The 25,049-nt window shown below is 31.7% G+C and carries 23 protein-coding genes, 1 pseudogene and 1 riboswitch; of the genes and pseudogenes, 5 read left to right on the plus strand and 19 right to left on the minus strand.

All coding sequences use genetic code 11. The features are described 5' to 3' along the window. The first annotated feature begins 291 nt into the window (after nt 1-291). A complete protein-coding gene (locus ACIQ16_RS00815; protein WP_396148115.1) occupies nt 292-1,038 on the plus strand; it encodes an MlaE family ABC transporter permease in 747 nt (248 codons plus the stop codon). Beyond that, nucleotides 1,038-1,805, plus strand: coding sequence for an ABC transporter ATP-binding protein (locus ACIQ16_RS00820; protein WP_396148116.1), 768 nt, complete (start codon nt 1,038-1,040; stop codon nt 1,803-1,805). Before ACIQ16_RS00815 ends, ACIQ16_RS00820 begins: the two co-directional genes overlap by 1 nt. On the opposite strand, the gene aroA is transcribed toward ACIQ16_RS00820, so the two are convergent. From aroA to ACIQ16_RS00870, 10 genes are all read right to left on the minus strand, one after another. After that, a complete protein-coding gene (gene aroA, locus ACIQ16_RS00825; protein WP_396148117.1) occupies nt 1,802-3,058 on the minus strand; it encodes a 3-phosphoshikimate 1-carboxyvinyltransferase in 1,257 nt (418 codons plus the stop codon). The two genes, ACIQ16_RS00820 and aroA, sit on opposite strands and share 4 nt — an antisense overlap. Beyond that, a complete protein-coding gene (locus tag ACIQ16_RS00830) occupies nt 3,055-3,417 on the minus strand; it encodes a four helix bundle protein (RefSeq protein WP_396148118.1) in 363 nt (120 codons plus the stop codon). The genes aroA and ACIQ16_RS00830 overlap by 4 nt, the downstream gene beginning before the upstream one ends. 54 nt (nt 3,418-3,471) lie before the next feature. Then, nucleotides 3,472-3,798, minus strand: a complete 327-nt coding sequence (locus ACIQ16_RS00835; RefSeq protein ID WP_396148119.1) for a nucleotide pyrophosphohydrolase — start codon at nt 3,796-3,798, stop codon at nt 3,472-3,474. Nucleotide 3,799: 1 nt separating this feature from the next. After that, complete coding sequence (locus ACIQ16_RS00840) at nt 3,800-3,976, minus strand: hypothetical protein (protein WP_396148120.1); 177 nt, start codon at nt 3,974-3,976, stop codon at nt 3,800-3,802. Between the two features lies 1 nt (nt 3,977). After that, nucleotides 3,978-4,430, minus strand: coding sequence for a D-aminoacyl-tRNA deacylase (dtd, locus tag ACIQ16_RS00845; RefSeq protein WP_396148121.1), 453 nt, complete (start codon nt 4,428-4,430; stop codon nt 3,978-3,980). 19 nt (nt 4,431-4,449) lie between these two features. Continuing rightward, nucleotides 4,450-5,427 (minus strand): ribosome small subunit-dependent GTPase A, encoded by a 978-nt coding sequence (gene rsgA, locus ACIQ16_RS00850; protein WP_291240949.1) that lies wholly within the window; start codon nt 5,425-5,427, stop codon nt 4,450-4,452. A gap of 67 nt (nt 5,428-5,494) precedes the next feature. Beyond that, on the minus strand, nt 5,495-6,580 hold the full coding sequence (locus ACIQ16_RS00855; RefSeq protein WP_396148122.1) for a chorismate mutase: 1,086 nt from the start codon (nt 6,578-6,580) through the stop codon (nt 5,495-5,497). A 121-nt stretch (nt 6,581-6,701) separates the two neighbouring features. After that, entirely contained in the window at nt 6,702-7,385 is a 684-nt protein-coding gene (locus ACIQ16_RS00860) for an SDR family NAD(P)-dependent oxidoreductase (RefSeq protein WP_396148123.1), read from the minus strand. 5 nt (nt 7,386-7,390) lie between these two features. After that, nucleotides 7,391-8,701 carry an ABC1 kinase family protein gene (locus tag ACIQ16_RS00865; RefSeq protein ID WP_396148124.1) on the minus strand — a complete coding sequence of 437 codons (1,311 nt, stop codon included), beginning with the start codon at nt 8,699-8,701 and terminating at the stop codon, nt 7,391-7,393. Nucleotides 8,702-8,716: 15 nt separating this feature from the next. Then, on the minus strand, nt 8,717-9,394 hold the full coding sequence (locus ACIQ16_RS00870) for a TetR family transcriptional regulator C-terminal domain-containing protein (protein ID WP_396148125.1): 678 nt from the start codon (nt 9,392-9,394) through the stop codon (nt 8,717-8,719). 117 nt (nt 9,395-9,511) lie between these two features. Here ACIQ16_RS00870 and ACIQ16_RS00875 point away from each other — a divergent pair. Further along, nucleotides 9,512-10,165, plus strand: a pseudogene (locus ACIQ16_RS00875) (ATP-binding cassette domain-containing protein); the annotation flags it as partial. A gap of 32 nt (nt 10,166-10,197) precedes the next feature. On the opposite strand, the gene ACIQ16_RS00880 reads toward ACIQ16_RS00875, so the two are convergent. From ACIQ16_RS00880 to ACIQ16_RS00900, 5 genes are all read right to left on the minus strand, one after another. Further along, entirely contained in the window at nt 10,198-10,932 is a 735-nt protein-coding gene (locus ACIQ16_RS00880) for a head GIN domain-containing protein (protein ID WP_396148126.1), read from the minus strand. Continuing rightward, nucleotides 10,929-12,017 carry an acyloxyacyl hydrolase gene (locus ACIQ16_RS00885; RefSeq protein WP_396148127.1) on the minus strand — a complete coding sequence of 363 codons (1,089 nt, stop codon included), beginning with the start codon at nt 12,015-12,017 and terminating at the stop codon, nt 10,929-10,931. Before ACIQ16_RS00885 ends, ACIQ16_RS00880 begins: the two co-directional genes overlap by 4 nt. 55 nt (nt 12,018-12,072) lie before the next feature. Next, the gene (gene metF / locus ACIQ16_RS00890) at nt 12,073-13,029 is read right to left on the minus strand and encodes a methylenetetrahydrofolate reductase [NAD(P)H] (protein WP_396148128.1); all 957 of its coding nucleotides are present in this window, start codon (nt 13,027-13,029) and stop codon (nt 12,073-12,075) included. 78 nt (nt 13,030-13,107) lie between these two features. Beyond that, nucleotides 13,108-15,798 (minus strand): methionine synthase, encoded by a 2,691-nt coding sequence (metH, locus tag ACIQ16_RS00895; protein WP_396148129.1) that lies wholly within the window; start codon nt 15,796-15,798, stop codon nt 13,108-13,110. Between the two features lie 179 nt (nt 15,799-15,977). Then, entirely contained in the window at nt 15,978-16,988 is a 1,011-nt protein-coding gene (locus ACIQ16_RS00900) for a homocysteine S-methyltransferase family protein (protein ID WP_396148130.1), read from the minus strand. 105 nt (nt 16,989-17,093) lie between these two features. Further along, nucleotides 17,094-17,201: riboswitch (SAM riboswitch) on the minus strand. Nucleotides 17,202-17,537: 336 nt separating this feature from the next. Between ACIQ16_RS00900 and metK the strand changes: the two genes are divergently transcribed. Beyond that, complete coding sequence (gene metK, locus ACIQ16_RS00905; protein ID WP_396148131.1) at nt 17,538-18,809, plus strand: methionine adenosyltransferase; 1,272 nt, start codon at nt 17,538-17,540, stop codon at nt 18,807-18,809. A 103-nt stretch (nt 18,810-18,912) separates the two neighbouring features. Here metK and accD read toward each other — a convergent pair whose 3' ends face one another. From accD to ACIQ16_RS00920, 3 genes are all read right to left on the minus strand, one after another. Further along, nucleotides 18,913-19,767 (minus strand): acetyl-CoA carboxylase, carboxyltransferase subunit beta, encoded by an 855-nt coding sequence (gene accD / locus ACIQ16_RS00910; RefSeq protein ID WP_396148132.1) that lies wholly within the window; start codon nt 19,765-19,767, stop codon nt 18,913-18,915. A gap of 86 nt (nt 19,768-19,853) precedes the next feature. Then, nucleotides 19,854-20,921, minus strand: a complete 1,068-nt coding sequence (gene fbaA, locus ACIQ16_RS00915; RefSeq protein WP_291240936.1) for a class II fructose-bisphosphate aldolase — start codon at nt 20,919-20,921, stop codon at nt 19,854-19,856. 70 nt (nt 20,922-20,991) lie between these two features. After that, a complete protein-coding gene (locus tag ACIQ16_RS00920; protein WP_396148133.1) occupies nt 20,992-23,475 on the minus strand; it encodes a BamA/TamA family outer membrane protein in 2,484 nt (827 codons plus the stop codon). Nucleotides 23,476-23,576: 101 nt separating this feature from the next. On the opposite strand from ACIQ16_RS00920, the gene ACIQ16_RS00925 reads away from it, so the two are divergent. Beyond that, the gene (locus ACIQ16_RS00925) at nt 23,577-24,302 is read left to right on the plus strand and encodes an RNA methyltransferase (RefSeq protein ID WP_396148134.1); all 726 of its coding nucleotides are present in this window, start codon (nt 23,577-23,579) and stop codon (nt 24,300-24,302) included. A gap of 46 nt (nt 24,303-24,348) precedes the next feature. Here ACIQ16_RS00925 and ACIQ16_RS00930 read toward each other — a convergent pair whose 3' ends face one another. Further along, nucleotides 24,349-25,047: a porin family protein gene (locus tag ACIQ16_RS00930; RefSeq protein WP_396148135.1), complete on the minus strand. Its 699-nt coding sequence runs from the start codon at nt 25,045-25,047 to the stop codon at nt 24,349-24,351. Nucleotides 25,048-25,049 lie beyond the last annotated feature (2 nt).

The following is a 25,049-nucleotide window of genomic DNA, read 5'->3' on the forward strand; positions in this document are numbered from 1 at the left end:
TTACTTTAATTACAGAAACAAATAAAGTAAAAGAAGTGAAAATTGGATTTCCTCCTTTGAAATAAAGTATTAATCTATAAATAATATTATAAAAACATAATTTCTGATGAAAACGGGTTTGCGTTAGTGGTTGTAGCGGCATCCTTTTTGTTTTGTTACCTGAGGCACTCGAAGGCAACAAAACAAAAAGATATAGCGGAAGACACGACCTGAAAGGGAACGCCAAAATTATTCTTAACTTATCATTTAAAATTGACAACTTCTTACTAATTTAGCAGATATTTTTAAACTATGATGCTCATCAGATATTTATCGCAAATTGGTCGTTATTTCATAATGCTGAAAGAGGTGTTCAATCGTCCAGTAAAATGGTCTGTGATGAAACAACTTATCCTAAAAGAAATAGACGATTTGATTATTGATTCTTTGGGAATTGTATGTTTTATTTCGTTTTTCGTGGGCGGCGTTGTGGCCATTCAAACGGCATTGAACTTAACCAATCCACTGATACCAAAATATTTAATTGGTTTTGCTACACGTCAATCAATTGTATTAGAATTTGCTCCTACTTTTATTTCTATAATTATGGCGGGTAAAATGGGTTCGTTTATTACCTCAAGTATTGGTTCTATGCGTGTTACGGAGCAAATAGAAGCTTTAGAAGTGATGGGTGTAAACGCGCTAAATTATTTAGTTTTTCCAAAAATGATAGCCGCATTATTGTATCCTTTCGTAATTGGAATTGCTATGTTTTTAGGTATTTTTGGGGGTTATTTAGCAGGTGTTTATGGCGATTTTACCTCAAGTACCGATTTTATAATAGGGCTTCAAAAAGAATTTATTCCTTTTCATATTGCATATGCGTTTATTAAAACTTTAATGTTTGCCTTTTTATTAGCTACAATACCCTCTTTTCACGGCTTTTATATGAAAGGTGGCGCATTAGAAGTGGGTAAAGCCAGCACCGTTTCATTTGTTTGGACCTCGGTAGTAATTATTTTAATGAACTATATTTTAACTCAATTACTTTTAAGCTAATGATTGAAGTACATAACATTCAAAAAAGTTTTGGTGATCAAATGATTCTGAAAGGAATTAGCACAAGTTTTGAAGCTGGTAAAACTAGTTTAGTCATTGGTCAAAGTGGTTCTGGGAAAACAGTTTTTATAAAATCATTATTAGGCGTTCACGAAATTGATAGCGGTTATATTTCGTTCGATAATCGTATTTATAAAGAGTTAAATAAAGATGAAAAACGAGATATTCGAACCGAAATTGGAATGGTTTTTCAAGGAAGCGCTTTATTTGATAGCATGACAGTGGAAGAAAATATTGGTTTCCCATTAAAAATGTTTACTAATAAATCGCCCTCTGAAATTAAAGAACGAGTAAATTTTGTTATTGATAGAGTAAATTTGGTCAATGCCAATCATAAAAAACCATCTGAAATTTCTGGCGGAATGCAAAAACGTGTGGCGATTGCAAGAGCGATTGTAAACAATCCAAAATATTTATTTTGTGATGAACCAAATTCTGGTTTAGACCCAAAAACGGCAATTGTAATTGATAATTTAATTCAAGAAATTACTAAAGAATATAACATTACTACTGTGATAAACACGCACGATATGAATTCTGTAATGGAAATTGGAGAAAAAATTGTGTTTCTAAAAAACGGTTTATTAGAATGGGAAGGTTCTAACAAAGAAATTTTTAAAACCGATAATGCCGCCGTTACCGACTTTGTATATTCAAGTGAATTATTTAAACGCGTTAGAAAAATGTACTTGGATGACGATGTTTAATTAGTTGTGTTTTCTTCTATTGAAAAACCGAATTGCTTAAAATCTTCCCAAAAAGTAGGATACGATTTTGAAACTACCTCAGCATTTTCAATAATAATTGGCACTTTTAAAGCTAAAGGAGCAAAAGCCATAGCCATTCTGTGATCTTGATAGGTAGAAATTCTTATGTTAGGTTTTATATTTTCTGATTGTTCCAGAATTAATGAATCATTGGTAATTGAAATTGCAGCGCCCAATTTGGTTAATTCTATTTTTAAAGCCTCAAGTCGGTCGGTTTCTTTAATTTTCAGCGTGTGTAAACCCGTTAAATGACAACTTACTCCTAATCCAAAACAAGTTACTGCAATAGTTTGTGCAATGTCTGGACTATTGTTAAGTTTAAGGTTTAAGGTTTCAGGTTTCAAGTTCTCAACTTTACGTAAAAGCATAAGATTAGTATTAAAAACTGTTTCTACGCCAAAATTCCTATAAATTTCAGCTAAAACGGCGTCACCTTGTAAACTATTTTCTTTAAAACTTGATAAGGTAATTTGCGTACCAATTTCCGAAAGCGCACTAATTGAAAACCAATAAGACGCTGATGACCAATCGGATTCAATTATGAATTGTGAATTGTGAATTGCGGATTTTGGCTTTACAATAATTTTATTTTCAATAAATGATGTTTCTACACCAATTTTATTTAATAACGCTAATGTCATTTTTATATAAGAAACCGATGTTATTTCTCCTTCCAAAGTTAGTTCCAAGCCATTTTCAAGTTTTGGTGCGATTAACAACAAAGCAGAAATATATTGGCTACTCACGTTTGCTGGAAGTGAAACTTTGCTTTTTGTAAGCTTTTTTCCTTTGATTTTTAATGGTGGAAAGCCTTCTTTTTCTAGGTACGAAATTTCAGCTCCAAGCTCATTTAGTGCCTCAACTAAAATTTTTATTGGACGCTCTTTCATTCTTGAAGAACCTGTAAGATGAACATCAAAACCTTCTTGAATAGCAAAATAAGCGGTTAAAAACCGCATGGCCGTTCCGGCGTGATGAACGTCTATTTTCAGGTATTGGGTTTTGGGTTTTAGGTGTTGAGCATTTAAAGCTTTTATCATTACTACCGAATCATCGGAATTAGATGTGTTTTCTAAAAGTAAATTTGGGTATAAAGCTTGTAACAATAACAAACGATTGGTTTCCGACTTGGAACCCGTCAACTTTAATTGTGAATTGTGAATTGTGAATTGTGAATGTAACAATAGGTTCATTTTTTTCCTATTTTTCGTTTAGTTGTAATAATAATTGAAGCTAAAATTTTATTAATTTCAATTATATCTGATTTCAAAGATTGAAATTGAGTTACATTTAAATAATCCGATTGATATAATAATTCTAACCAATAATCAGATTCATTAGCTTCTTTTTGAGCAATTGCTAATTTATGTATAAAATCTAGTCTACTTTCTGCTTGTTCAGATTCTCGAACCATAGCGCCAATTGAGGTGCCGCATCTTAAAAGTTGTTTACTCAATACATATTCTTTTTTTTCTTGATTCAAAAATTGGTATAATTTAACAACTCGTAATGCAAAACTAAATGATTTAGACTTAATTATATTTTCACTCATTCTTCTCTTTTGAATTATTTATAGCATTCACAATTTACAATTTACCATTCACAATTATTTAAGTTTCTCATTATTTTGATGGCGGTCGTGGTCTCTATTGGTTTTTAAGTCGAGTTTTTTATCAAAAGCGTCTTGCAAATTAATTCCTGTTTGATTGGCTAAACATAAAACCACAAATACTACATCTGCCAATTCTTCACCTAAATCTTTATTTTTATCGGATTCTTTTTCGGATTGTTCGCCATATCTTCTTGCTATAATTCGGGCTACTTCTCCTACTTCTTCTGTAAGCTGAGCCATATTCGTTAATTCGTTAAAATAGCGAACCCCGTGGTTTTTTATCCAATTGTCTACTTCTAGTTGTGCATTTTGTATGTTCATCTTATTTCTTTTTTTTGTGATTTTGATACATATTAAACAAAGCCAACATTAGTCCGAAACTACCTGCTGTTAGTAAGGTTTTTTCTATAGTTAAATCGTTTAGAAAATACAATAATATGCCAAAAATTGTACTATGAAGTATAAATTTAGCAAAAAAATCAATTAAAATGTTTTTCATACTATTCTTTGTTTTTTGAATCAATAATAATAGTTACGGGACCGTCATTAACTAATGCGACTTTCATATCGGCTCCAAATTGTCCTGTTTGTATTTTTTTTCCTAATTCCAGTTCTAAAAGTTGTACGAATTTTTCATACATCGGAATTGCAATTTCTGGTTTTGCTGCTTTAATATAACTTGGTCTGTTTCCTTTTTTAGTTAACGCGTGAAGCGTGAATTGACTTACAACAATAATTTCGCCCTTACTATCTTTAACGGAAAGGTTCATTACATTATTTGCATCTCCGAAAATACGAAGATATACAATTTTAGAAACCAACCAATTAATGTCTTCCAAATTGTCTGCTGATTCAATTCCAACTAAAATTAAAAGGCCTTTATTTATCTGAGCTACAATATTCTGATCAATTGTAACCGAAGCTTCTGAAACACGTTGAATTATTACTTTCAAAATAATGGTAAATTATAAATTATTTTCTCGTTTCATCGCTGGCAATTCGGTCTTCGCCGTAAATGTCATTTCGGTATTGCTCTTCGTCGCCTTCTAATATTTTTAAATAACTTTGATACCTACTCCAAGTAATTTTATCTTCATCAAGTGCTTTTTTTACCGCACAATGCGGCTCTTCTTTATGCAAACAATTGTTGAATTTACACGCTTCTTTTAAAGCAAAAAGTTCTGGAAAGTAATCCGAAACTTCTTGTTTTTCCATATCTACCATTCCAAAACCTCTTATTCCAGGCGTATCAATGATTCGTATATTGTCTGACAAATCAAACATCTCAGCAAAAGTGGTGGTATGTTGCCCCTGAGCGTGAGAATTAGATATTTCTTTAGTTTTCAATTTTAATGTAGGTTCAATTGCGTTCACTAAAGTTGATTTTCCCACACCAGAATGACCTGAAAACATTGAGACTTTTCCTTTCATAATATCCATTAATTCTGCAACGCCTTTATTATCAGTTGCCGAAACACGCAAACATCTATACCCAATTTCTGTGTAAATATGTTGCAAATACAATTGTTCGTTTAAAGTAGCTTCGTCAAATGTATCTATTTTATTGAAAATTATTATCGCTTCAATACCATAGGCTTTTGCAGTAACTAAAAATCTATCAATAAAACTTGTAGTGGTTGTAGGATTATTGATGGTTACTATTAAGAAGCCAATATCAATATTAGATGCAATAATATGTGTTTGCTTAGATAAATTTACCGATTTACGTACGATATAATTTTTTCTATCATGAATATTGGTTATAATTCCGTTTACTTCATCTACGGTTTCGTCTAAATCAAAGTCTACCACATCGCCTACCGCAATAGGATTGGTACTTTTAATACCTTTCATACGGAATTTACCTTTGATACGACAATTATAAAATTGGTTCTCTTCAGATTTTACGTAATACCAACTTCCTGTAGATTTATAAACGGTTCCTGTCATATTTAATTGTAAACGATGAATTACAAATTTACTCTTTATTATTCAAAATGTAAAATTGATAATTTATTTAAATTTTATTCATTATTTTTTCCTGATGCGCAATACTTTCTTGATGTATCGCTTTGTAAATTTTCAAAACAAATTCTTCGTTTAGTCCTTTATTTTCTCCATCTACAATCATTCTTCCTAAAATTTCATTCCAGCGTTTGTTTTGCAAAATCGCTACGTTTTTCTCTTTTTTAAGTTGTCCGATTTTCTCTGCTAACTTCATACGTTTTCCTAAAATCTCAATTAGTTTCGTGTCTAATTCGTCAATGTAAGCACGTTGTAAAGCCATTTCTTTGTTCCATTCTGCATTTTCATCAGTTTCTTTTCTCATTTTCAAATCGACAAAAATTTGTTTTAATGCTGCTGGTGTAACTTGCTGTGCAGCATCGCTCCATGCATTATCTGGGTCAAAATGGGTTTCAATAATTAAGCCATCGTAATTTAAATCTAAAGCTTGTTGTGCAACTTCCTGAATCATATCTCGTTTACCCGTGATGTGTGATGGATCACAAATTAATGGCAAATTCGGGAATCTATTTTGCATATCAATCGCTATTTGCCATTCTGGATTGTTTCTATATTTTGTTTTTTCATAGGTTGAAAATCCTCTATGAATCACTCCTAAATTTTTAATCCCAGCTTGATATAAACGTTCCAATCCGCCAATCCATAAAGACAAATCAGGATTCACTGGGTTTTTTATCAATACAATTTTATCTGTGTTTTTTAATGCATCTGCAATTTCTTGCACCGCAAACGGATTCACGGTAGTTCGTGCACCAATCCAAAGTACATCAATATCATATTGCAAAGCTAATTTTACGTGATTGGCATTGGCAACTTCTATTGCCATCAACAATCCTGTTTCTGCTTTGGCTTTCTGCAGCCATTTTAGACCAATTTCACCCACGCCTTCAAATCCTCCAGGTCGTGTTCGTGGTTTCCAAATTCCAGCACGAAAAATAGAAACATCTGAATTTTTTAATTCGTGTGCAATTTTTAATACTTGCTCTTCGGTTTCAGCACTACACGGCCCAGCTATAACTAAAGGATGATTTAATTTTAAATCTACCAACCATTGTTTGTGTTCTTTTGTGATTTCCATTTTTTTTGAATAAAAAATCCCGAAAAAAAATCGGGATTTATTAATTTATATACTTTTATATAACTGATTGGTTACATAATTTATTGGCGATTTTTTATACTATTACAAATATATAAAATATTTAATAACTTAAACTTACCAAACCGTTATCTTGAACGATAATTTGACCCGTAATCCCATTCGAACTATCAGTTAAAAGAAAACAAGCGGTTTTAGAAACGTCAATTGGATTTAAAATTCGTTTTAAAGGATGTTTTGCAATCATATTTTCTCTAATTTGATCTGAACGTAAAATTCCAGCGGCTAAAGGAGTATCGATAAGCGATGGTGCAATAGCATTAACTCTTATTTTTGGTGCAAATTCGGCAGCCAAACTTTTTACTAAACCTTCAACAGCACCTTTTGCAGCGGCGATACTTGCGTGATATGGCATCCCTGATTGAACGGCAACCGTGCTAAAGAAAACTACACTGGCTTGTTCTGATTTTTTTAACGCAAGTAAATAGTGTTGAAACGCTTTTAAAGCACCAAAAAAATTCACATTTAAATCTGAATTAAAATCTTCTAAACTCAAACGATTAAAAGGTTTCAAATTGATACTTCCTAAGCAATAGACCAAACCATCAACAGTATCGATAGTGGGTAAAGTGTCTGCTAAAGCGTCTAATTGATGCCAATTTCCATTAAATTCATAAGTAGGCTCAGAACGAGAAATAACGTGACAAAAATTACCTTTTTCAGATAATTCTTTTACAATTTGTTCGCCAACACCTTTACTTCCTCCAATTATAATGTAGTTTTTCATTAGTTTTAATTATTTAAATATTTTTCGAAATCATTAATTTTTACTTTTGCTTTGATGTCAAACATCAAACTGTATAAACCAAAAAAGGTTCTGTTTACATAAATAAAATGCTTTGAACCTCGGTTTCCATTCATTTTACGTAGTGTTTTATCACTTGCGAATTTTTCACTTAAAGCAGCAATTTGAGCTTGAAACTCAGGTTGTGCGAAATCAAATATTTCAGCTTGAATTGGTTGTGTAAACACACTTAATAATTCGTGAAACATATCTGTAAAAAAGGCTAACTCTTTCGGAGAATCCGTTGTTTTTAATATTTCTAATTCGAATAATTTTTTTGTAAAATAGTCCATATCTTTTAAAGAATTTGGTGTAGACACTTCAAAATACGGTACATAAAAATCATTTGGGATTTCCTTCATACAACCAAAGTCAATCGCAATTAAGTTGTCGTTTTTATCTACTAAAAAATTACCTGGATGCGGATCAGCGTGAAATTTTTTCAACTGATGAATTTGATACATATAGAAATTCCATAACGTTTGCCCTACTTTATCACGTTGTTCTTGAGAGGCATTACTCGAACAAAATTCAGATAAATGAATCCCATTCATCCAATCCATTGTGATAATTTTGTCAGAAGAATATTCTGGGTAATAGTTGGGAAATAATAAATTATCAATTTTCTCACAATCAATAATTACTGCCATCGATTGCGATATTTCCAATTTATAATCCGTTTCTTCGGTAAGTTTGTCTTCAACTTCTTGAAAATATTCATCGGAAGTTCCTTGCAAATTGAACATTCTTATCGCAATTGGTTTCACTAAAGCAATATCGGATCCAATACTTTCACGTATTCCAGGATACTGAATTTTTACAGCTAATTCTTTTCCGTTTTTAGTTGCTTTGTGAACTTGTCCTATACTTGCCGCATTAATAGAATCTGGTGAAAAAGTATCAAATAATTCTTCAGGGTATTGTTTGAAATACGTTTTAAATGTTTTGCGAACCAAAGGCGCTGATAATGGTGGCACAGAAAATTGCGACAACGAAAACTTATCTACATAAGATTGTGGTAACAAGTTTTTTTCCATACTTAACATTTGTGCTACTTTTAAGGCACTTCCCTTCAATTCTTTTAATCCATCATAAATATCAGATGCATTACTTTCGTGTAATTTATCTTTAGTTAACGATGGATTCACGACTTTTTCGCCGTAATATTTTAAGTAATTTCCTCCAACTTTCACTCCAGTGGTAACTAATTTTGTTACGCGCTCCATCTTCCCGGTTGGAATACTATCTATTTTTTTCATTATTTTTTGTTGTGTTTATGATTTTGAAAACATCCCGTTCATTTGTTCTTTCCACAAAAATTTTCCGAAATCAATAATGCTTTGTGTTGGAATATTATATGCCAAATCGAAACTCGCTTTTACTGATTTTTCAATAAAAACATCTGTTTTTTCAAAATTGGAAGATTCGTCGTTCATCCAAAAATTGAAGATAGATAAAAATTGCAACCAAGATGCTTCTTGCAATACTTTATCTTGAATTTTAACTACTGTTTCTTGATCAATATTAATTGGTTTTTCCAAAATAGTTAAGGCATAATCCAAATACACTTCACGAAGTTTAGTCAACTTTCCTAAGTTTTTCATTGGATTTTTATCTTCTTTCAATAAATGAATGATAAAACTTCTATTTGCCGTTGTCATTTCGAAAAAAGTAAAATAAAAAGCGGATAATTTATCAGCACTTTCATAAGATTGATATGCTTCATTTTTTTCTAACAATTCTAACGTGTAAGCAAACATGGTTACAAAATATTGCCTTTCTAAAACCTCAAATGAAGTAAAATAGTGATAAAAATCCGTTTCATCCATATTGTTTAGCTTTGCAAATTCATAAACCGAATTTGGTTTTTTTGCATTTGTTAAACAAAAATCTGTGTATGCAGAAACAATTACATCCTCAGTAATTACTTTCTTTTTTTTAGGTGCTGCCATAGTATAAATATTTTGTTGAACAAATTTACAAAAAAATTAAACAATAAAAACCATATTAACTTAAATTTATCTATTAAAGTATTGCTTTTATTTATTATTTTTGTTGAAAACAAGAATATGTCAATAGAAGTAAAAAACATAACCAAAACGTACGGAACACAAAAAGCGTTAGATAACGTTAGTTTTTCTGTAAAAAAAGGAGAAATTGTAGGTTTTTTAGGTCCAAATGGTGCTGGAAAATCAACATTAATGAAAATATTGACCACATATTTAACAGCAGATGAAGGCGAAGCCAACGTAAATGGATTTGATGTGAATTCAGCTCAAAAAAACGTGCAACAATCGGTTGGTTATTTACCAGAACACAATCCGTTATATTTAGATTTATATGTTCGTGAATATTTAGAATTTAGTGCTGATGTGCATAAAACAGACAAATCTCGTATTCAAGAAGTGATTGAATTGACAGGTTTAACTCCAGAATGTCATAAAAAAATTGGCGAACTTTCTAAAGGATTTCGTCAGCGTGTAGGATTGGCTACAGCTTTACTTCATAATCCAGATGTGTTGATTTTAGATGAACCAACAACAGGATTAGATCCGAATCAATTGGTTGAAATTAGAGAATTAATTAAAAATATTGGAAAAGATAAAACCGTGTTTTTATCTACGCATATTATGCAAGAAGTAGAAGCTATCTGCGATAGAATTATCATTATCCATAAAGGAAAAATTGTAGAAGATGCGCAACTTGCTGATTTAGGTAAGAATTTAGAGAAAGTGTTTAGAGAAAAAACAAAATCTTAATTCATTATCAAATGTCCAGAAAACAATTGATCTACATTAATTATTGGTGGATTATTTTTCAGAATCACATTCCCAGTATTTAAAATTTTTCCTGAAATGGATTGAATGGGTTTTAGAATCATATCGTTAGAACCGCGTTGAAAGATTTTTATGTTTTGGCAAATGAAATTTTCTCCATAAAATTTACCCGTACCAAAATAGAAATTACATAATAATTCCGAAGTATTTCCTGAAATTGTAAAATTAGACACGTGATTCGATTCAATTACGGTTTGTCCGTTATTGACATCGAAATAGAAATCGCCAGTACCGGCTTCTTCTTCATTTAAAGCAAATAATCTCAGAATTGGAAAAGTCAACGTCCCATCTGAAAAAATATCTTGTTCGGTTTTGCTATGAATTTCGGAAATATTTGGTGCCGTTACATAAACAGTTGCAGCTTTAAAATCACGCGTCCAGTTACAGGTTGAATTGTCTTTTACTAATAAAAAATCGCCTTGTTTAGTTACTTCAATATTACCGATTATATTTGTGCCTGATTGAATGATGACTTTAAAATCTGGTCCTTCTTTTACAACCAAAGAAATTCCTGAATGCACACGAATTTTATCGAAATCAGAAATAGCATATTCTTTAGTTACTGGATTTCCTGCATTTTTTATACAATCTTCTGAAATACCACAACTGGAAAGAATGAGAACAAAAACAACTAGTATATATTTTTTTATCATAATCTAATTCCTAAAGTTAATTCTGCCGCTTCCGCTTTTGCTTTATGAGTTTTTAAACCAATTCCTGTAAATATATTTTTATTGATATAATATTTTAGGGTCAATCGTTGATAGATATCAATATCATATTTAAAAGGTTTGTAGATATAATATCCAAATTGCGTTTCAATGGATAGTTTATTAATAAATAATTCGTGACCCACAAAAACACCAATTCTTTTATAATCCGTAGTAGGATCAACGGGTTCTTTATTTGGAAAGGCGACAGAAGAAAACTGAATATAATCTTTTAAATATCTTGAAAAAAACACATCTGTTCCAAATTGAATGGCACTTTTTCTGTTAAAACGTTTGTCCGCATATAAACCAATGTGATAAAACTGACGCTGACCAATTCCAACTACAGGTGCTTCTGAAATTCCTGTACGGAAGGCCAAATTGTATTTAATTTTTTCTGCATACGATTTTGTGTTTGGCAAGCTGTCTTTTATAATCGTTTTGTCTTTATCAAAATTATAATTCAATCCAAAATTAAATGAATAACTGTTTATACCGCTATTTGGCGCTTTAAATCGTGCATTCGAAAAATGGGTAAGCATAAATCCTGTTTGGAAACCAATTGGTCCAATAAGGTTTTGCTTTTGATATTGTAATAAAATGTAATTATTGTCTAAAAACTTTGAACCAAAAGCGTTGTTTTTATTATTGGTTTCTTTATCGTACGGATTTGTTGTAAATCCAATTCCTTGTGAAACTCTAAAAAGTAAATGTCTTTTTAAAAAGTAAAAATTATAATGTAACCCTATCGCATAATTTTTACCTAAATCGTTATTTTTAAAGTCGATAGCTTGGAAAGAAATTCCATAATCTGGATAACCATAAACTTGCTGCCATTCTTTTTTACCTGATGATTTTTTATTTATACTCACCAAAAACCCTTCTGGATGTCCGGTTGCCAAATGACTAACCTCTGGTGTATGTTTGAAAACATTTCCACGAAATCCTTGAACATCTACATAATAGGCGTCCGATTGATTTTGTGAAAACGAAATTCCAAAAATGAATAAAAGTAAAAAATGCTTCATAAAAATAATTCAGACAAATATAGTTTATGAAGTTTAATTACAAAGAAAATTGAAATTAAAATATTTGACTGGCAATGGCTTTGATGTTTTCCGCTTTACCCATAGAGTAATAATGAAGCACTGGTATTCCTGCCGCCACAAGTTCTTTACTTTGTTGTGTACACCATTCAATACCAATTTGTTTTACCGCGTCATTATCTTTAGCTTTCACAACAGACATAATTAAATCATCTGGTAATTCGATGCTAAATCTATGTGGTATTAAATTTAATTGTTTTTTGGTAGAAATTGGCTTCAAACCTGGTATGATTGGAACAGTAATTCCAGCCGCTCTGCACTTCGCAACAAATTCGAAAAATTTCTGGTTATCAAAAAACATCTGAGTGATGATGTATTCGGCGCCGTTTTTAATCTTTTGTTTTAAGAAATGAATATCGCTATCCAAACTTGGTGCTTCCATATGTTTTTCAGGATACCCTGCAACACCAATACAAAAATCTGTTTTAGATGAATTTTGCAAATCGGCATCTAAATAAATTCCATTATTCAAATCATTAATTTGCGAAACCAATTCAGAAGCAAAAACGTGACCATCTTTTTCTGGCTTAAAATAAATTTCACTTTTAACCGCATCACCACGAAGCGCTACCACGTTATCAATTCCTAAGAAATCTAAATCAATTAATAAATTTTCGGTATCTTCTTTAGTAAATCCACCACATAAAATATGCGGAATGGCATCCACATTGTATTTGTTCTGAATTCCTGCGCAAATTCCTACCGTTCCAGGACGTTTTTTTACAATTTTCTTTTGTAATAAACCGTTTTCTAATTCCTTGAATTCATATTCCTCTCGATGATACGTAACATCAATGAATGGCGGATTAAATTCCATTAACGGATCAATACTATCAAAAATAGATTGAATATTTTGACCTTTTAAAGGCGGTAAAATTTCAAAAGAAAACAAAGGTTTTCCGTTGGCGTTTTGGATATGTTCAGTTACTTTCATTTTTTTTTGGGTTTTGGGTTTTGGGTTTTGGGTATTTGGTAGCCTATTTACCTTATACCTTTTGCCAGATGCCTTAAATTAATCTGCAATATTAGGCGCTAACCATTTAGTTGCTGTTTCTATTGATATATTTCTTCTTTTTGCGTAATCAGCTACTTGGTCTGATTTTATTTTTCCTAACCCAAAATACTTGCTTTCTGGATGAGCAAAATAATATCCTGAAACTGAAGAAGCCGGCCACATTGCCATACTTTCAGTTAATTTCACACCAATATTTCCCTCCACTTTTAAAATATCCCAAATAGTTGGCTTTTCTAAATGGTCTGGACAAGCAGGATAACCTGGCGCTGGACGAATTCCTTTGTAATTTTCTTTAATTAATTCTTGATTGGAAAGTTGTTCCTCAGAAGCGTATCCCCAAATTTCTTTTCGAACTTTTAAATGTAAATATTCTGCGAAAGCTTCTGCTAATCTATCGCCTAAAGCTTTGGTTAAAATGGCATTATAATCATCTAATTGGCTTTCAAATTCGGCTGCTTTCTCATCTACGCCAAAACCAGTTGTAACACAAAAACAACCCATATAATCCTGAACGCCACTTTCTTTTGGTGCAATAAAATCGGCTAAAGCTATATTTGGCGCTCCAACTGTTTTTTGCGATTGTTGTCTTAATGATAAAAAGGTTTTGGGTTTTGGGTTAAAGGTTAAAGGTTCTGAATATATTTCAATATCATCATCATTTATGGTGTTGGCAGGAAAAATTCCTAAAATTCCTTTAGCTGTAAACCATTTTTCAGAGACAATTTTTGACAACATATTTTGTGCATCTTTAAACAAATCTGATGCTTGTTCACCCACTACCTCATCAGTTAATATTGCAGGATATTTTCCATATAATTCCCAAGATTGAAAAAACGGTGTCCAATCGATAAAATCGACTAAATCTGATAATGCTACCTCAACTATTTTTGTTCCAATAAAATTAGGTTTTATAGCTTCGTAATTGTTCCAATCTATCTTTAATTTATTTTTACGAGCTTCTTCAATCGTTAAGAAATTTTTCTCTCTTGCTCTGTTTAAGTAGCCTTCGCGTAATACATCGTACTCCTCGCGTAACGCAACTGAATACGACATTTTTGTTTCTGTATTTAATAAATTCGAAGCAACAGTTACAGCTCTTGATGCATCATTAACGTGTACTACAGTTGCAGCATATTCTGGAGCAATTTTAACAGCTGTATGCGCGCGTGAAGTGGTTGCACCACCAATCATTATTGGGATTTTGATGTTCAACTTATCCATTTCTTTGGCCAAATACACCATTTCGTCTAATGAAGGTGTAATTAATCCGCTTAAACCGATAATATCTACATTTTCTTTAATGGCGGCAGCAATAATTTTTTCTGGCGGAACCATAACGCCTAAATCGATAATTTCAAAATTGTTACACGCCAAAACTACGGATACAATATTTTTTCCAATGTCGTGAACATCACCTTTAACAGTTGCCATCAATACTTTTCCAGCAGAAGACGAAGCGGTTGAATCTTTTTCTTCTTCAATAAATGGTAATAAATACGCCACAGCTTTTTTCATTACTCGCGCTGATTTCACCACTTGAGGTAAAAACATTTTTCCGCTTCCGAATAAATCGCCAACCACGTTCATACCATTCATTAAGCTAATTTCTATGACTTCAATGGCTTTATTGGCGGTTAATCGGGCTTCTTCAACATCAAATTCTATAAATTCGTCTATTCCTTTTACTAAAGAATGGGTTAATCGTTCCTGAATAGAACCATTTCGCCATTCAGCTATAGTTTTTTCATTTATCTTAAAATCGCCTTTAAAACTTTCGGCTAAATCTAATAAACGTTCTGTAGCATCTTCTCTTCTATTTAACAAAACATCTTCTACGTGTTCTAATAAAACCTTATCAATCTCATCGTAAATTTCTAACATTTCTGGATTGACAATTCCCATAGTCATCCCATTCTGAATGGCGTGATATAAAAATGCAGAGTGCATCGCTTCACGTACCTTATCATTTCCACGAAAGGAGAATGAAACATTACTAACACCACCAGAAATATTTGCAAAAGGTAAATTTTCACGAATCCACTTTGTAGCTTGGAAAAAATCTAAAGCGTTTAATTTATGCTCGTCCATTCCAGTTGCTACTGGAAAAATATTGGGATCGAAAATGATATCTTCGGCAGGAAAACCAACTTGTTTGACTAATATATCATAACTTCTTTTACAAATTTCAATTCTTCTTTGGTAATTATCTGCTTGTCCAACTTCATCAAAAGCCATTACAATTACAGCCGCGCCATATCGCTTAATTAACTTGGCGTGATGTATAAAAACCGCTTCGCCTTCTTTTAGAGAAATTGAATTTACGACCGCTTTTCCTTGTAAGACTTTTAAACCTGCTTCGATAATTTCCCATTTCGAACTATCTATCATTACAGGAACACGAGCAATATCAGGTTCGGCAGCAATTAAATTTAGGAATTTTGTCATAGCATAAACGCCATCTAACATTCCTTCATCCATATTAACATCAATAATTTGAGCGCCACCTTCCACTTGTTCTCGTGCAATCGAAAGTGCTTCATCATACTTTTCTTCTTTAATTAATCGAAGAAATTTACGAGAACCTGTTACATTGGTTCGTTCTCCAACATTCACAAAAACAGAATCTTCGTTAATAAAGAGTGGTTCTAAACCTGAAAGTTGTAAATTTATTTTATTTTTTTTTGACATTTTATTTTATAATCTGGCAGGCTAATCTTAAAGAATACTGCTTATTTTTTTATAATTTTCTTTTACTTCTTTCCAAAAGATTTTACTTTTAGAAACGTATTTTTTTATTTTGATTATGCTGTTTTTCATTTTTGCTTTTTTAAAATTCATTTAGAATAGTAAAATGCTAAATGACTGTTTTATTCTGATTTTCTTGGCTTAAATTCTGCGGCAACTTCTGCAATTAATTTAATGTGTTCTGGAGTTGTACCGCAGCAACCTCCTATTATATTTATTAAATTGTCTTGTAAATATTCCCGAATTAAAGCCTGCATTTCCATTGGTGTTTGGTCGTATTCTCCAAAGGCATTTGGCAAACCAGCATTTGGATGTGCTGAAATATTTATTTGTGTGTTCTGTGCTAATCGTTTTAAATAAGGCTTTAACTGATCGGCTCCCAAAGCACAATTAAATCCTACACTTAACAAAGGAATATGCTGAATAGAAATTAAAAAAGCTTCGACGGTTTGTCCAGATAAAGTTCTTCCAGAAGCATCTGTAATCGTTCCTGAAACCATAATTGGAATATCAATATTTCGTTCTTCTTTAACTTCTTCAATAGCGAAAAGTGCGGCTTTTGCGTTTAATGTATCGAAAATCGTTTCTACTAAAAGCACATCCGAACCACCATCAATTAAAGCTTCAACTTGTTGTTTGTAGGCGATGCGTAAATCGTCAAAAGTTACAGCGCGATAGCCGGGATCATTTACATCTGGAGACATAGAAGCGGTTCTGTTAGTTGGCCCTATAGAACCTGCAACAAAACGAGGCTTATCCGTAAATTCATCAGCCACTTCTCTTGCAATTTTAGCGGATTGGTAATTTAATTCGTATACCAAATCTTCCATATGATAATCGGCCATACCAATTGTAGTACCAGAAAACGTGTTGGTTTCTACAATATCAGCACCTGCCTCAAAATACAAACGATGTACCGCTTTTACCGCTTCTGGTTGTGTAATAGAAAGTAAATCGTTATTTCCTTTTAATGGATGTGGAAAATCTTTAAATCGTTCCCCTCGAAAATCTTCTTCTTCAAATTTATTGCGTTGCAACATAGTACCCATAGCGCCGTCAAGAACTAAAATTCTTTCGGTTATAGCTTGCTTTATGTTACTTTTAATTTGTTGTGTTTCTTGTGAATTTGACATTTTCAACGATATTATTTACTTTAAAAAACCTTGACAATTTCAAAAAAATGAAAGGGCAAGAATCTAAACTTAAAAATTGATATCAGCGAAAAATGTAAAATTTTCTAGTTATCTGTTTCCGACAAAAATTCGGAATAGAATGTAGCACCTTCTACAAGAGTAGGGTTGCTAAGGTTTCAATGGGTCTAATCCCTCCACCTTTCGTGATAACAATCAGTATGTTTATGAACGGGGCAAAGGTACTAAAAAAAATGAAAAAAGAAATATTTTCTAAAATTTAATTTTTATAGATATAAATTCAGGTAATTTTTCATTTAAAATTAATATTCATAGATTATTTTTCATTTAATAAATGATTTTGTTGAAAATTTAATTTAAATCACCTTTTATGATTTGTATTTCAAATTGATTTTATAACTTTGCAGCAGAATTAAAGAGGAAAAATTTGAACTGATTGCAACCTCGTTAAAAAATGCTAAAGCAGAAACTTCCCTACTTTAGTATTTCCTTGCAATTTTTTCGTTAATTATTATATATTATTTTATAATTATGGCTTATTTATTTACGTCGGAATCTGTGAGCGAAGGACATCCAGATAAAATTGCAGATCAAATTAGTGATGCATTAATTGACAACTTTTTAGCATTTGACCCATCGTCAAAAGTAGCTTGTGAAACTTTAGTAACAACTGGACAAGTTATTTTGGCTGGTGAAGTAAAATCTAATACCTATTTAGATGTACAAACTATTGCACGTGATGTAATCAAAAAAATTGGTTACACAAAAAGCGAATATATGTTTGAAGCAAACTCTTGTGGGGTTTTATCAGCAATTCACGATCAATCTGATGATATTAACAGAGGAGTTGATAGAGCTGCAGCTACAGATTTTGAATCGAAAGCCAACGCACAAGGTGCGGGTGACCAAGGAATTATGTTTGGTTATGCTACAAACGAAACCATTGATTTAATGCCATTAGCATTGGATTTAGCACACAAATTATTACAAGAATTAGCAGAATTAAGAAGAGAAAATTCAGCCATTACTTATTTACGTCCAGATGCAAAATCTCAAGTTACTTTAGAATATAATGATGACAATGTACCGGTTAGAATTGATTCTATTGTAGTTTCTACACAACACGATGATTTTGATGAAGAAACTTCTATGCTTGCAAAAATTAAGAAAGATATTATTGACATCTTAATTCCAAGAATTTTAACTAAATACCCTCAATATGCTCATTTATTTAATGATAAAATTGAATACCACATTAACCCAACTGGAAAATTCGTAATCGGAGGACCACACGGAGATACTGGATTAACAGGTAGAAAAATTATCGTGGATACTTATGGCGGAAAAGGTGCTCACGGTGGTGGTGCTTTCTCAGGTAAAGACCCAAGTAAAGTAGACAGAAGTGCTGCTTATGCTGCGCGTCATATTGCTAAAAACTTGGTTGCTGCTGGTGTGGCAAGCGAGGTTTTAGTTCAAGTTTCTTATGCTATTGGTGTTGCAAAACCTTGTAATATATATGTAAATACATACGGAACAGCTAAAAACGGTTTATTAGATTCTCAAATTTCAGATAAAGTAGCACAATTGTTTGATTTAAGACCTTATGCTATTGAGCAAAATTTAAAATTAAGAACACCAATTTATAGTGAAACTGCTGCTTACGGACATATGGGACGTAAAAATGAAGTAGTAACAAAAACGTTTAAATCACCAGATGGTGTAGTAAAAACAGTTGAAGTTGAATTATTTACTTGGGAAAAATTAGACCGTGTAGCAGATATTAAAACTGCTTTTGGAATATAGTTAAGTCGAATGTCAAATGTCGAAAGTTTGAATGCCGAAAGACTTACTGACTTTTAAAATAATAAAAAAACCCGATTTTCAAATGAAAATCGGGTTTTTATTTTTATCTAATATCTTGGTTTAAGATTAAATCGATATATAAATTAATTTTATCTTTTAATTCTTTTCTATGTGAAATAAAATCTAAGAAACCGTGTTCTAATAAAAATTCTGAGGTTTGAAAACCTTCTGGCAAATCTTTACCGGTTGTATCTCTTACCACACGTGGTCCCGCAAAGGCAATTAAAGCGCCTGGCTCTGCAATATTGATATCTCCAAGCATAGCGTATGAAGCAGTTGTTCCTCCCGTTGTAGGATCAGTACATAAAGAAATATAAGGTAATTGAGCTTCTGCAAGTTGAGCTAATTTAGAAGACGTTTTTGCTAATTGCATTAAAGATTGTGCTGCTTCCATCATACGAGCACCACCTGATTTTGAAATCATCACAAATGGCAATTTATTTTTGATTGCATAATTCACACCTCTTGAGATTTTTTCACCAACTACAGCGCCCATCGAACCACCAATAAAAGCAAAATCCATACAACAAATAACAATGTCATTTCCTTTAGATTTTCCTACTCCAGTTCTTACCGCGTCTTTCAATTTGGTTTTTTCGGTAACTTCTTTTAAACGGTCGCTATACTTTTTAGTATCCACAAATTTTAATGAATCTACAGAAGTTAAATTAGCATCTAATTCTTTGAATTCATTATCATCAAATAAAATTCTAAAATATTCAGCACTACCAATTCGTACGTGATAATCGTCTTCTGGGCTTACCCATAAGTTTCTTTCTAATTCTTTTGAATCTACAATTTTTCCTGTTGGCGATTTGTACCACAATCCTTTCGGTACATCTTTTTTATCCTCAGTTGCGGTTGTAATTCCTTTTTCTTTTCTTTTAAACCAAGCCATAATTTTTCAAGTCAAAAGTTAAAAGTCAAAAGTCAAAAGCCAAACAAATCTGAAAACATTCAGACATTCGACTTTTGACTTGATGACTATAATGTATTTACGTTATTTAAATCGGCGAAAGCCTGTTCTAATCTTGTATTGAAAGTAACTTCTCCTTCACGAATCCATTTTCTTGGGTCGTAATGTTTTTTATTTGGACTGTCGCTTCCTTCAGGGCTACCAATTTGTGTTTTTAAATAATCGATTTTAGAGGTCATATAATCTCTAATTCCTTCTGTAAAAGCAAATTGTAAATCGGTATCGATATTCATTTTGATTACACCATACGAAATGGCTTCTCTTATTTCTTCAATCGTAGAACCTGAACCTCCGTGGAAAACAAAATCCACTGGATTAGCGCCTGTGTTGAATTTATTTTGAACGTATTCTTGTGAATTTTTTAAAATTTTAGGTGTTAACTTTACATTTCCTGGTTTGTACACGCCGTGAACATTTCCGAAAGAAGCAGCAATTGTAAAACGTGGACTAATTTTCATTAACTCTTCATACGCATAAGAAACTTCTTCTGGTTGTGTGTACAATTTAGAACTATCCACATCTGAATTATCTACACCGTCTTCTTCTCCGCCAGTAATTCCCAATTCAATTTCTAATGTCATATCCATTTTACTCATTCTTGCTAAATATTGCTTGCAAAGTTCAATGTTTTCTTCAATTGGTTCCTCAGATAAGTCAATCATATGAGAAGAATATAATGGTTTTCCTGTTTCTGCAAAATGTTTTTCAGAAGCATCTAATAAACCATCAATCCAAGGCAATAATTTTTTTGCACAATGATCTGTATGTAAAATTACGGTTGCGCCATAAGCTTCAGCTAAAGTATGTACGTGTTTTGCACCAGCAATAGATCCTAAAATAGCTGCTTTTTCACCAACATTTGACATTCCTTTTCCAGCGTTAAACTGACCACCTCCGTTTGAAAACTGAATAATTACAGGTGCATTTAATTTTGCTGCTGTTTCTAAAACTCCATTTATTGTACTACTTCCTGTAACGTTTACAGCTGGCAAAGCAAATCCTTTTTCTTTCGCGTAATTAAAAATTTCTTGAACTTGATTTCCAGTGGCCACTCCAGGTTTGATATTATGACTCATACGTTTTTATTTATTGATAATTTATTTATGTTGTTTTTTTGAATTTACAAAAGTAAGAATTTTATTAATTTTAAAAAGGATAATTGATACCTATATTAAAAACAGTTTTAGAAAAGTTCATATCTTTCAACCATCTTTGCGAATATTCTTTTGCAGGATTGTAAGCTTTGAAACCTAAATCGCCACGAATTACAAAGAAACCAAAATCATATCTAAGTCCAAAACCAGTACCTAAAGCAACCTCTTGAAAAGATTTTGTTCCTTTAAATTTTAATTTTTCATCTTCTACGTTATCTGAAACATTCCAAATATTTCCTGCATCGGTAAATAAAGCTCCATTTAAACTATTAAAAATATTAAATCGGTATTCTAAATTTAAAGAAAGTTTTAAATTGGCTTCATTAAAATCGTTTACACTTAAACTTGATCCAGGGCCTAATGAATAGGCTTGCCATCCTCTATTATCATTACTTCCACCTGCAAAATAACTTCTTGAAAAAGGCACCGAATTTGAATTTCCATATGGAACAGCCACTCCTCCAAAAAATCTAAATGCTAAGGAACTTTTCTTATATAACTGTAAGTGTTTGATGTATTCAAATTCCGTTTTAAGATATTGCGCATATTCTACACCAAAAACAGTTTGATTGTCGTTACTATTTAAGGCTTCTTTTTTTTGCTTTGCAATTACATTTAAAATATTTCCTGAACTTTCAATTTTAGCTTTAATATTATAAAACTGAACATCATTAACACTTCTTTTGGTACTTAAATTATAAGAAAAACTTGATGATAAAATTAAATTGTTTTCAATCAATCTTTTTCTTCTTTCTCCAATGGAGTTGATGGTTTTAAAATCCGTTTCATCAGCTACGTTAATGCCACCACTTTTTACTTCATTAATAAAATCTACCGCTCCAGAAAAAGTCAAATTTCCAGCGTCATCTTCAAAAGTAGCATTAGTATTATACGTTTGTGCTAAATTATTTAACGTATTGTATGAATAATTATACACGTTAAAATAATTATCAATATTTAAATTTTTAACAAATTGTAAGTTAAATAAATCCAATTTAAACTTTTTAGTTTCATCTTTATTTAATCCCCAATCGTAATAAAAACTTCCGTAATAATTTTCTTTATCCAAACCAATATTTGTTTGTTTTGATAAACCTAAGGTAATAGAAGTACTTGGTAACGATTCTTTACTAATAATTTTATTCGTATTTATAGGGAAGAAAATTCTTGGAAAACTTAATTTTACATCAGCACCATATTCAAGTATGTTAAAAAAAGCATCCGTACTATTTTTTATGCTGGCATCTCTAGAGGAACCCAAATTGCCTCGCAACGAAAAATCTAAAATTTCGGCGCCTTTAAATAAATTTCTAAACGTAATTCCTGTAAATCCAGAAATACCAAACAACTGAATGTTAGATTGCGTAAAATCGCCTTTAATATTGAAATTATATTTTTTTAATGGTGTTAATATAATATTTGCAATTAATCCGTTTCCTGTAGCGTCTTCTACATATTGAATTCGAGGATACGCAAAAACTCTTAAATTAGATAATGCTCTTGTAGTTAGCGTTTTATCTTGTTCGCTAAATAGTTTTCCTTCTTCAATAAAAATAGCATTTACTAATGCTTTAGGTTTATATTTTAGTTTCCCAGAACTGTAAAAATTAAATTTTTTGTACGAAATACTATCAATTCCGATGGCTTTCTCTTTTACTTGTTTATCCGTAAAAACATTGACTTTACTAATTTTATATAACTTAAATGGTTCGGTAAAAGTGGAATCGCCTCTTTTTACTACCCTATTTCCAATATTAAACGTAATGTTCAATTTATTAGCTTTACCGATTGTATCTACATCTGGTCTTTTAATGTAATTTTCTTGAAAATGATATAAACCTCTATTTCGAAATTCCGTTGCAATTCGTTTTTTCTCGTTGCTGATATTTTCTGCGGTATACGTTTCGCCTGTTTTTATTAACGAATTTCCAGAAATATTTTGATATAATGAATCGACAATAGGTGTTTCAATATTTCTAAAAATACTATCAATTACATAGGGTTTACCTGTATTTATTTGATACGTAACTTTTACTTTTTTATTTTTTAACGAATCGATTTTAGATGCTACTTTCACTTCAAAAAATCCTCTGTTAAATTGGTACGATTGTAATCTAATTTCCGATTTTCTAACTCTTGCTGTATCCAAAATAGAAGGTGCTTCCCCTACTTCCTTAAAAAAATCACTATATCCAGAAACCAAAAACGATTTTCCCAAACGATTTACTTGCTTTTTAGAATACAATTTAGTCATTCTTTCTAATCGGTTTGGTTTTTTTAGCAACCAAGCTTGATAAGACGAATCGGCATTTTTTTTACTCAAATTGTACAATTGTAAACGGGGTTTAAAACCTAATAATTTACTGTTGGGTTTTTGGTACAATTGATTGTGCAAATCTTCTGAATTAGTAGATTTGTTATTTACTATAATATCGTTATCTTCAATAAGCAATTGTTTCTTTTGGAGCTTTCTCACTTCAGAACAAGAGTAAAAAAGTAGTCCAAAAAGAAAAAATAGTGCTATTTTTGGAGTGAGATTCTTCAAACGCTTAATTTTTATCAAAAATACAATTTTTTATGGTTAGCAAAAACCAAATTAAACTAATTAATAGTTTACAGCAAAAAAAGTACCGTAAGTTACACAATCTTTTCATAGCGGAAGGTAAAAAAGTAATTCAAGAACTTTTGGATGCGCAATTTAGCTTGGCGTATTTGTTTGTAACCAAAGCCGATTTGTTTGACACCAACCCTGCTGCAACACTCATTTCAGATAATGAACTTAAAAAAATAACCGCTTTAACTACCGCAAATGATTGTTTGGCTGTTTTTGAAATAAAAGAAACAAACTTCAAACAAACTTCTGGATTAGAATTGGCTTTAGACAACATAAAAGACCCTGGAAATATGGGTACGATTATTAGATTGTGTGATTGGTTTGGAATTTCAAAAATTATTTGTTCTGAAGAAACCGTTGATATGTATAATCCAAAAGTGGTACAAGCTACTATGGGAAGTTTGGCCAGAGTACAAGTTGAATACACCAATTTAGTCGATTATTTAAAAGCAACTGATTTGGAAATTTTTGGAACATTTATGGATGGCGAAAACATTTATAAAAAAGAATTACCTTCTAATGGCATCCTTGTAATGGGAAATGAAGCCAATGGTATTTCTTCGGAAATAGAACAATTAGTTACTCAAAAAATTTCTATACCAAGATTTGGAAATTTACAGCAAACCGAAAGTTTAAACGTAGCAACAGCCACCGCCATATTTTTATCAGAATTTAAAAGAAGTAACTAAAATTCAGTCTTTTGACTTTAGGACTTTTGACTTTCGACTTTACGACTTAATGGAACGTGAAGTTTACAAATACCGCTCTGGTTTGCATCGATTTAATATTTCCTGTCCAAGGAGAATTTGGATCCACATCGCGAATTAATTCATCGCCCGTTCCAAAAACACCACGAATGGATGGAGAAAATTTAAAGTATTCCAAATATAAATCCAATCCAAAACCTACTTCGTAATTTTGCGTCCAAGTTTTTACTCGAAATCTATTTGCTGAATTATCATCTGTAGCTTTTTCGTTACTTCCTAAATTTAAAGTAGAAGATACACCTCCTACTAAATATGGACGTACATTTCCAGTTCGTAATGCGGAATATTTTAACAGTAATGGAAAATGTAAATTGGCTGCTTTTACTTCTCTTAATTTATCAACACGGTCTTCAATATTTGGGTAAATTAAATTACGTTGTGTAGCATAAAAACCAGGTTCAAATCGTAAATCGAAAAATTCTCTTAATCTTAAATTAACTACCAAACCAACATTAAAACCAGTGGCGGGTTTCAACTCAATATCTTTTCCAACCGTTTTATAATTAAATTGATAAGTATAACTGCTAAATCCTAAATAATATCCAAAATGAATTTTTTTCTTCTCAAAATTTTCATCATTTATAATTGGATTTTTACCAAAGGTGCCGCCCTGAGCAAATGATTTCAGTGCAAATAATAAAATAAAAATAAGATATCTAACTTGCATTT

Origin of the sequence: Flavobacterium sp., assembly GCF_044360715.1 — a bacterium.
Lineage (GTDB): Bacteria > Bacteroidota > Bacteroidia > Flavobacteriales > Flavobacteriaceae > Flavobacterium.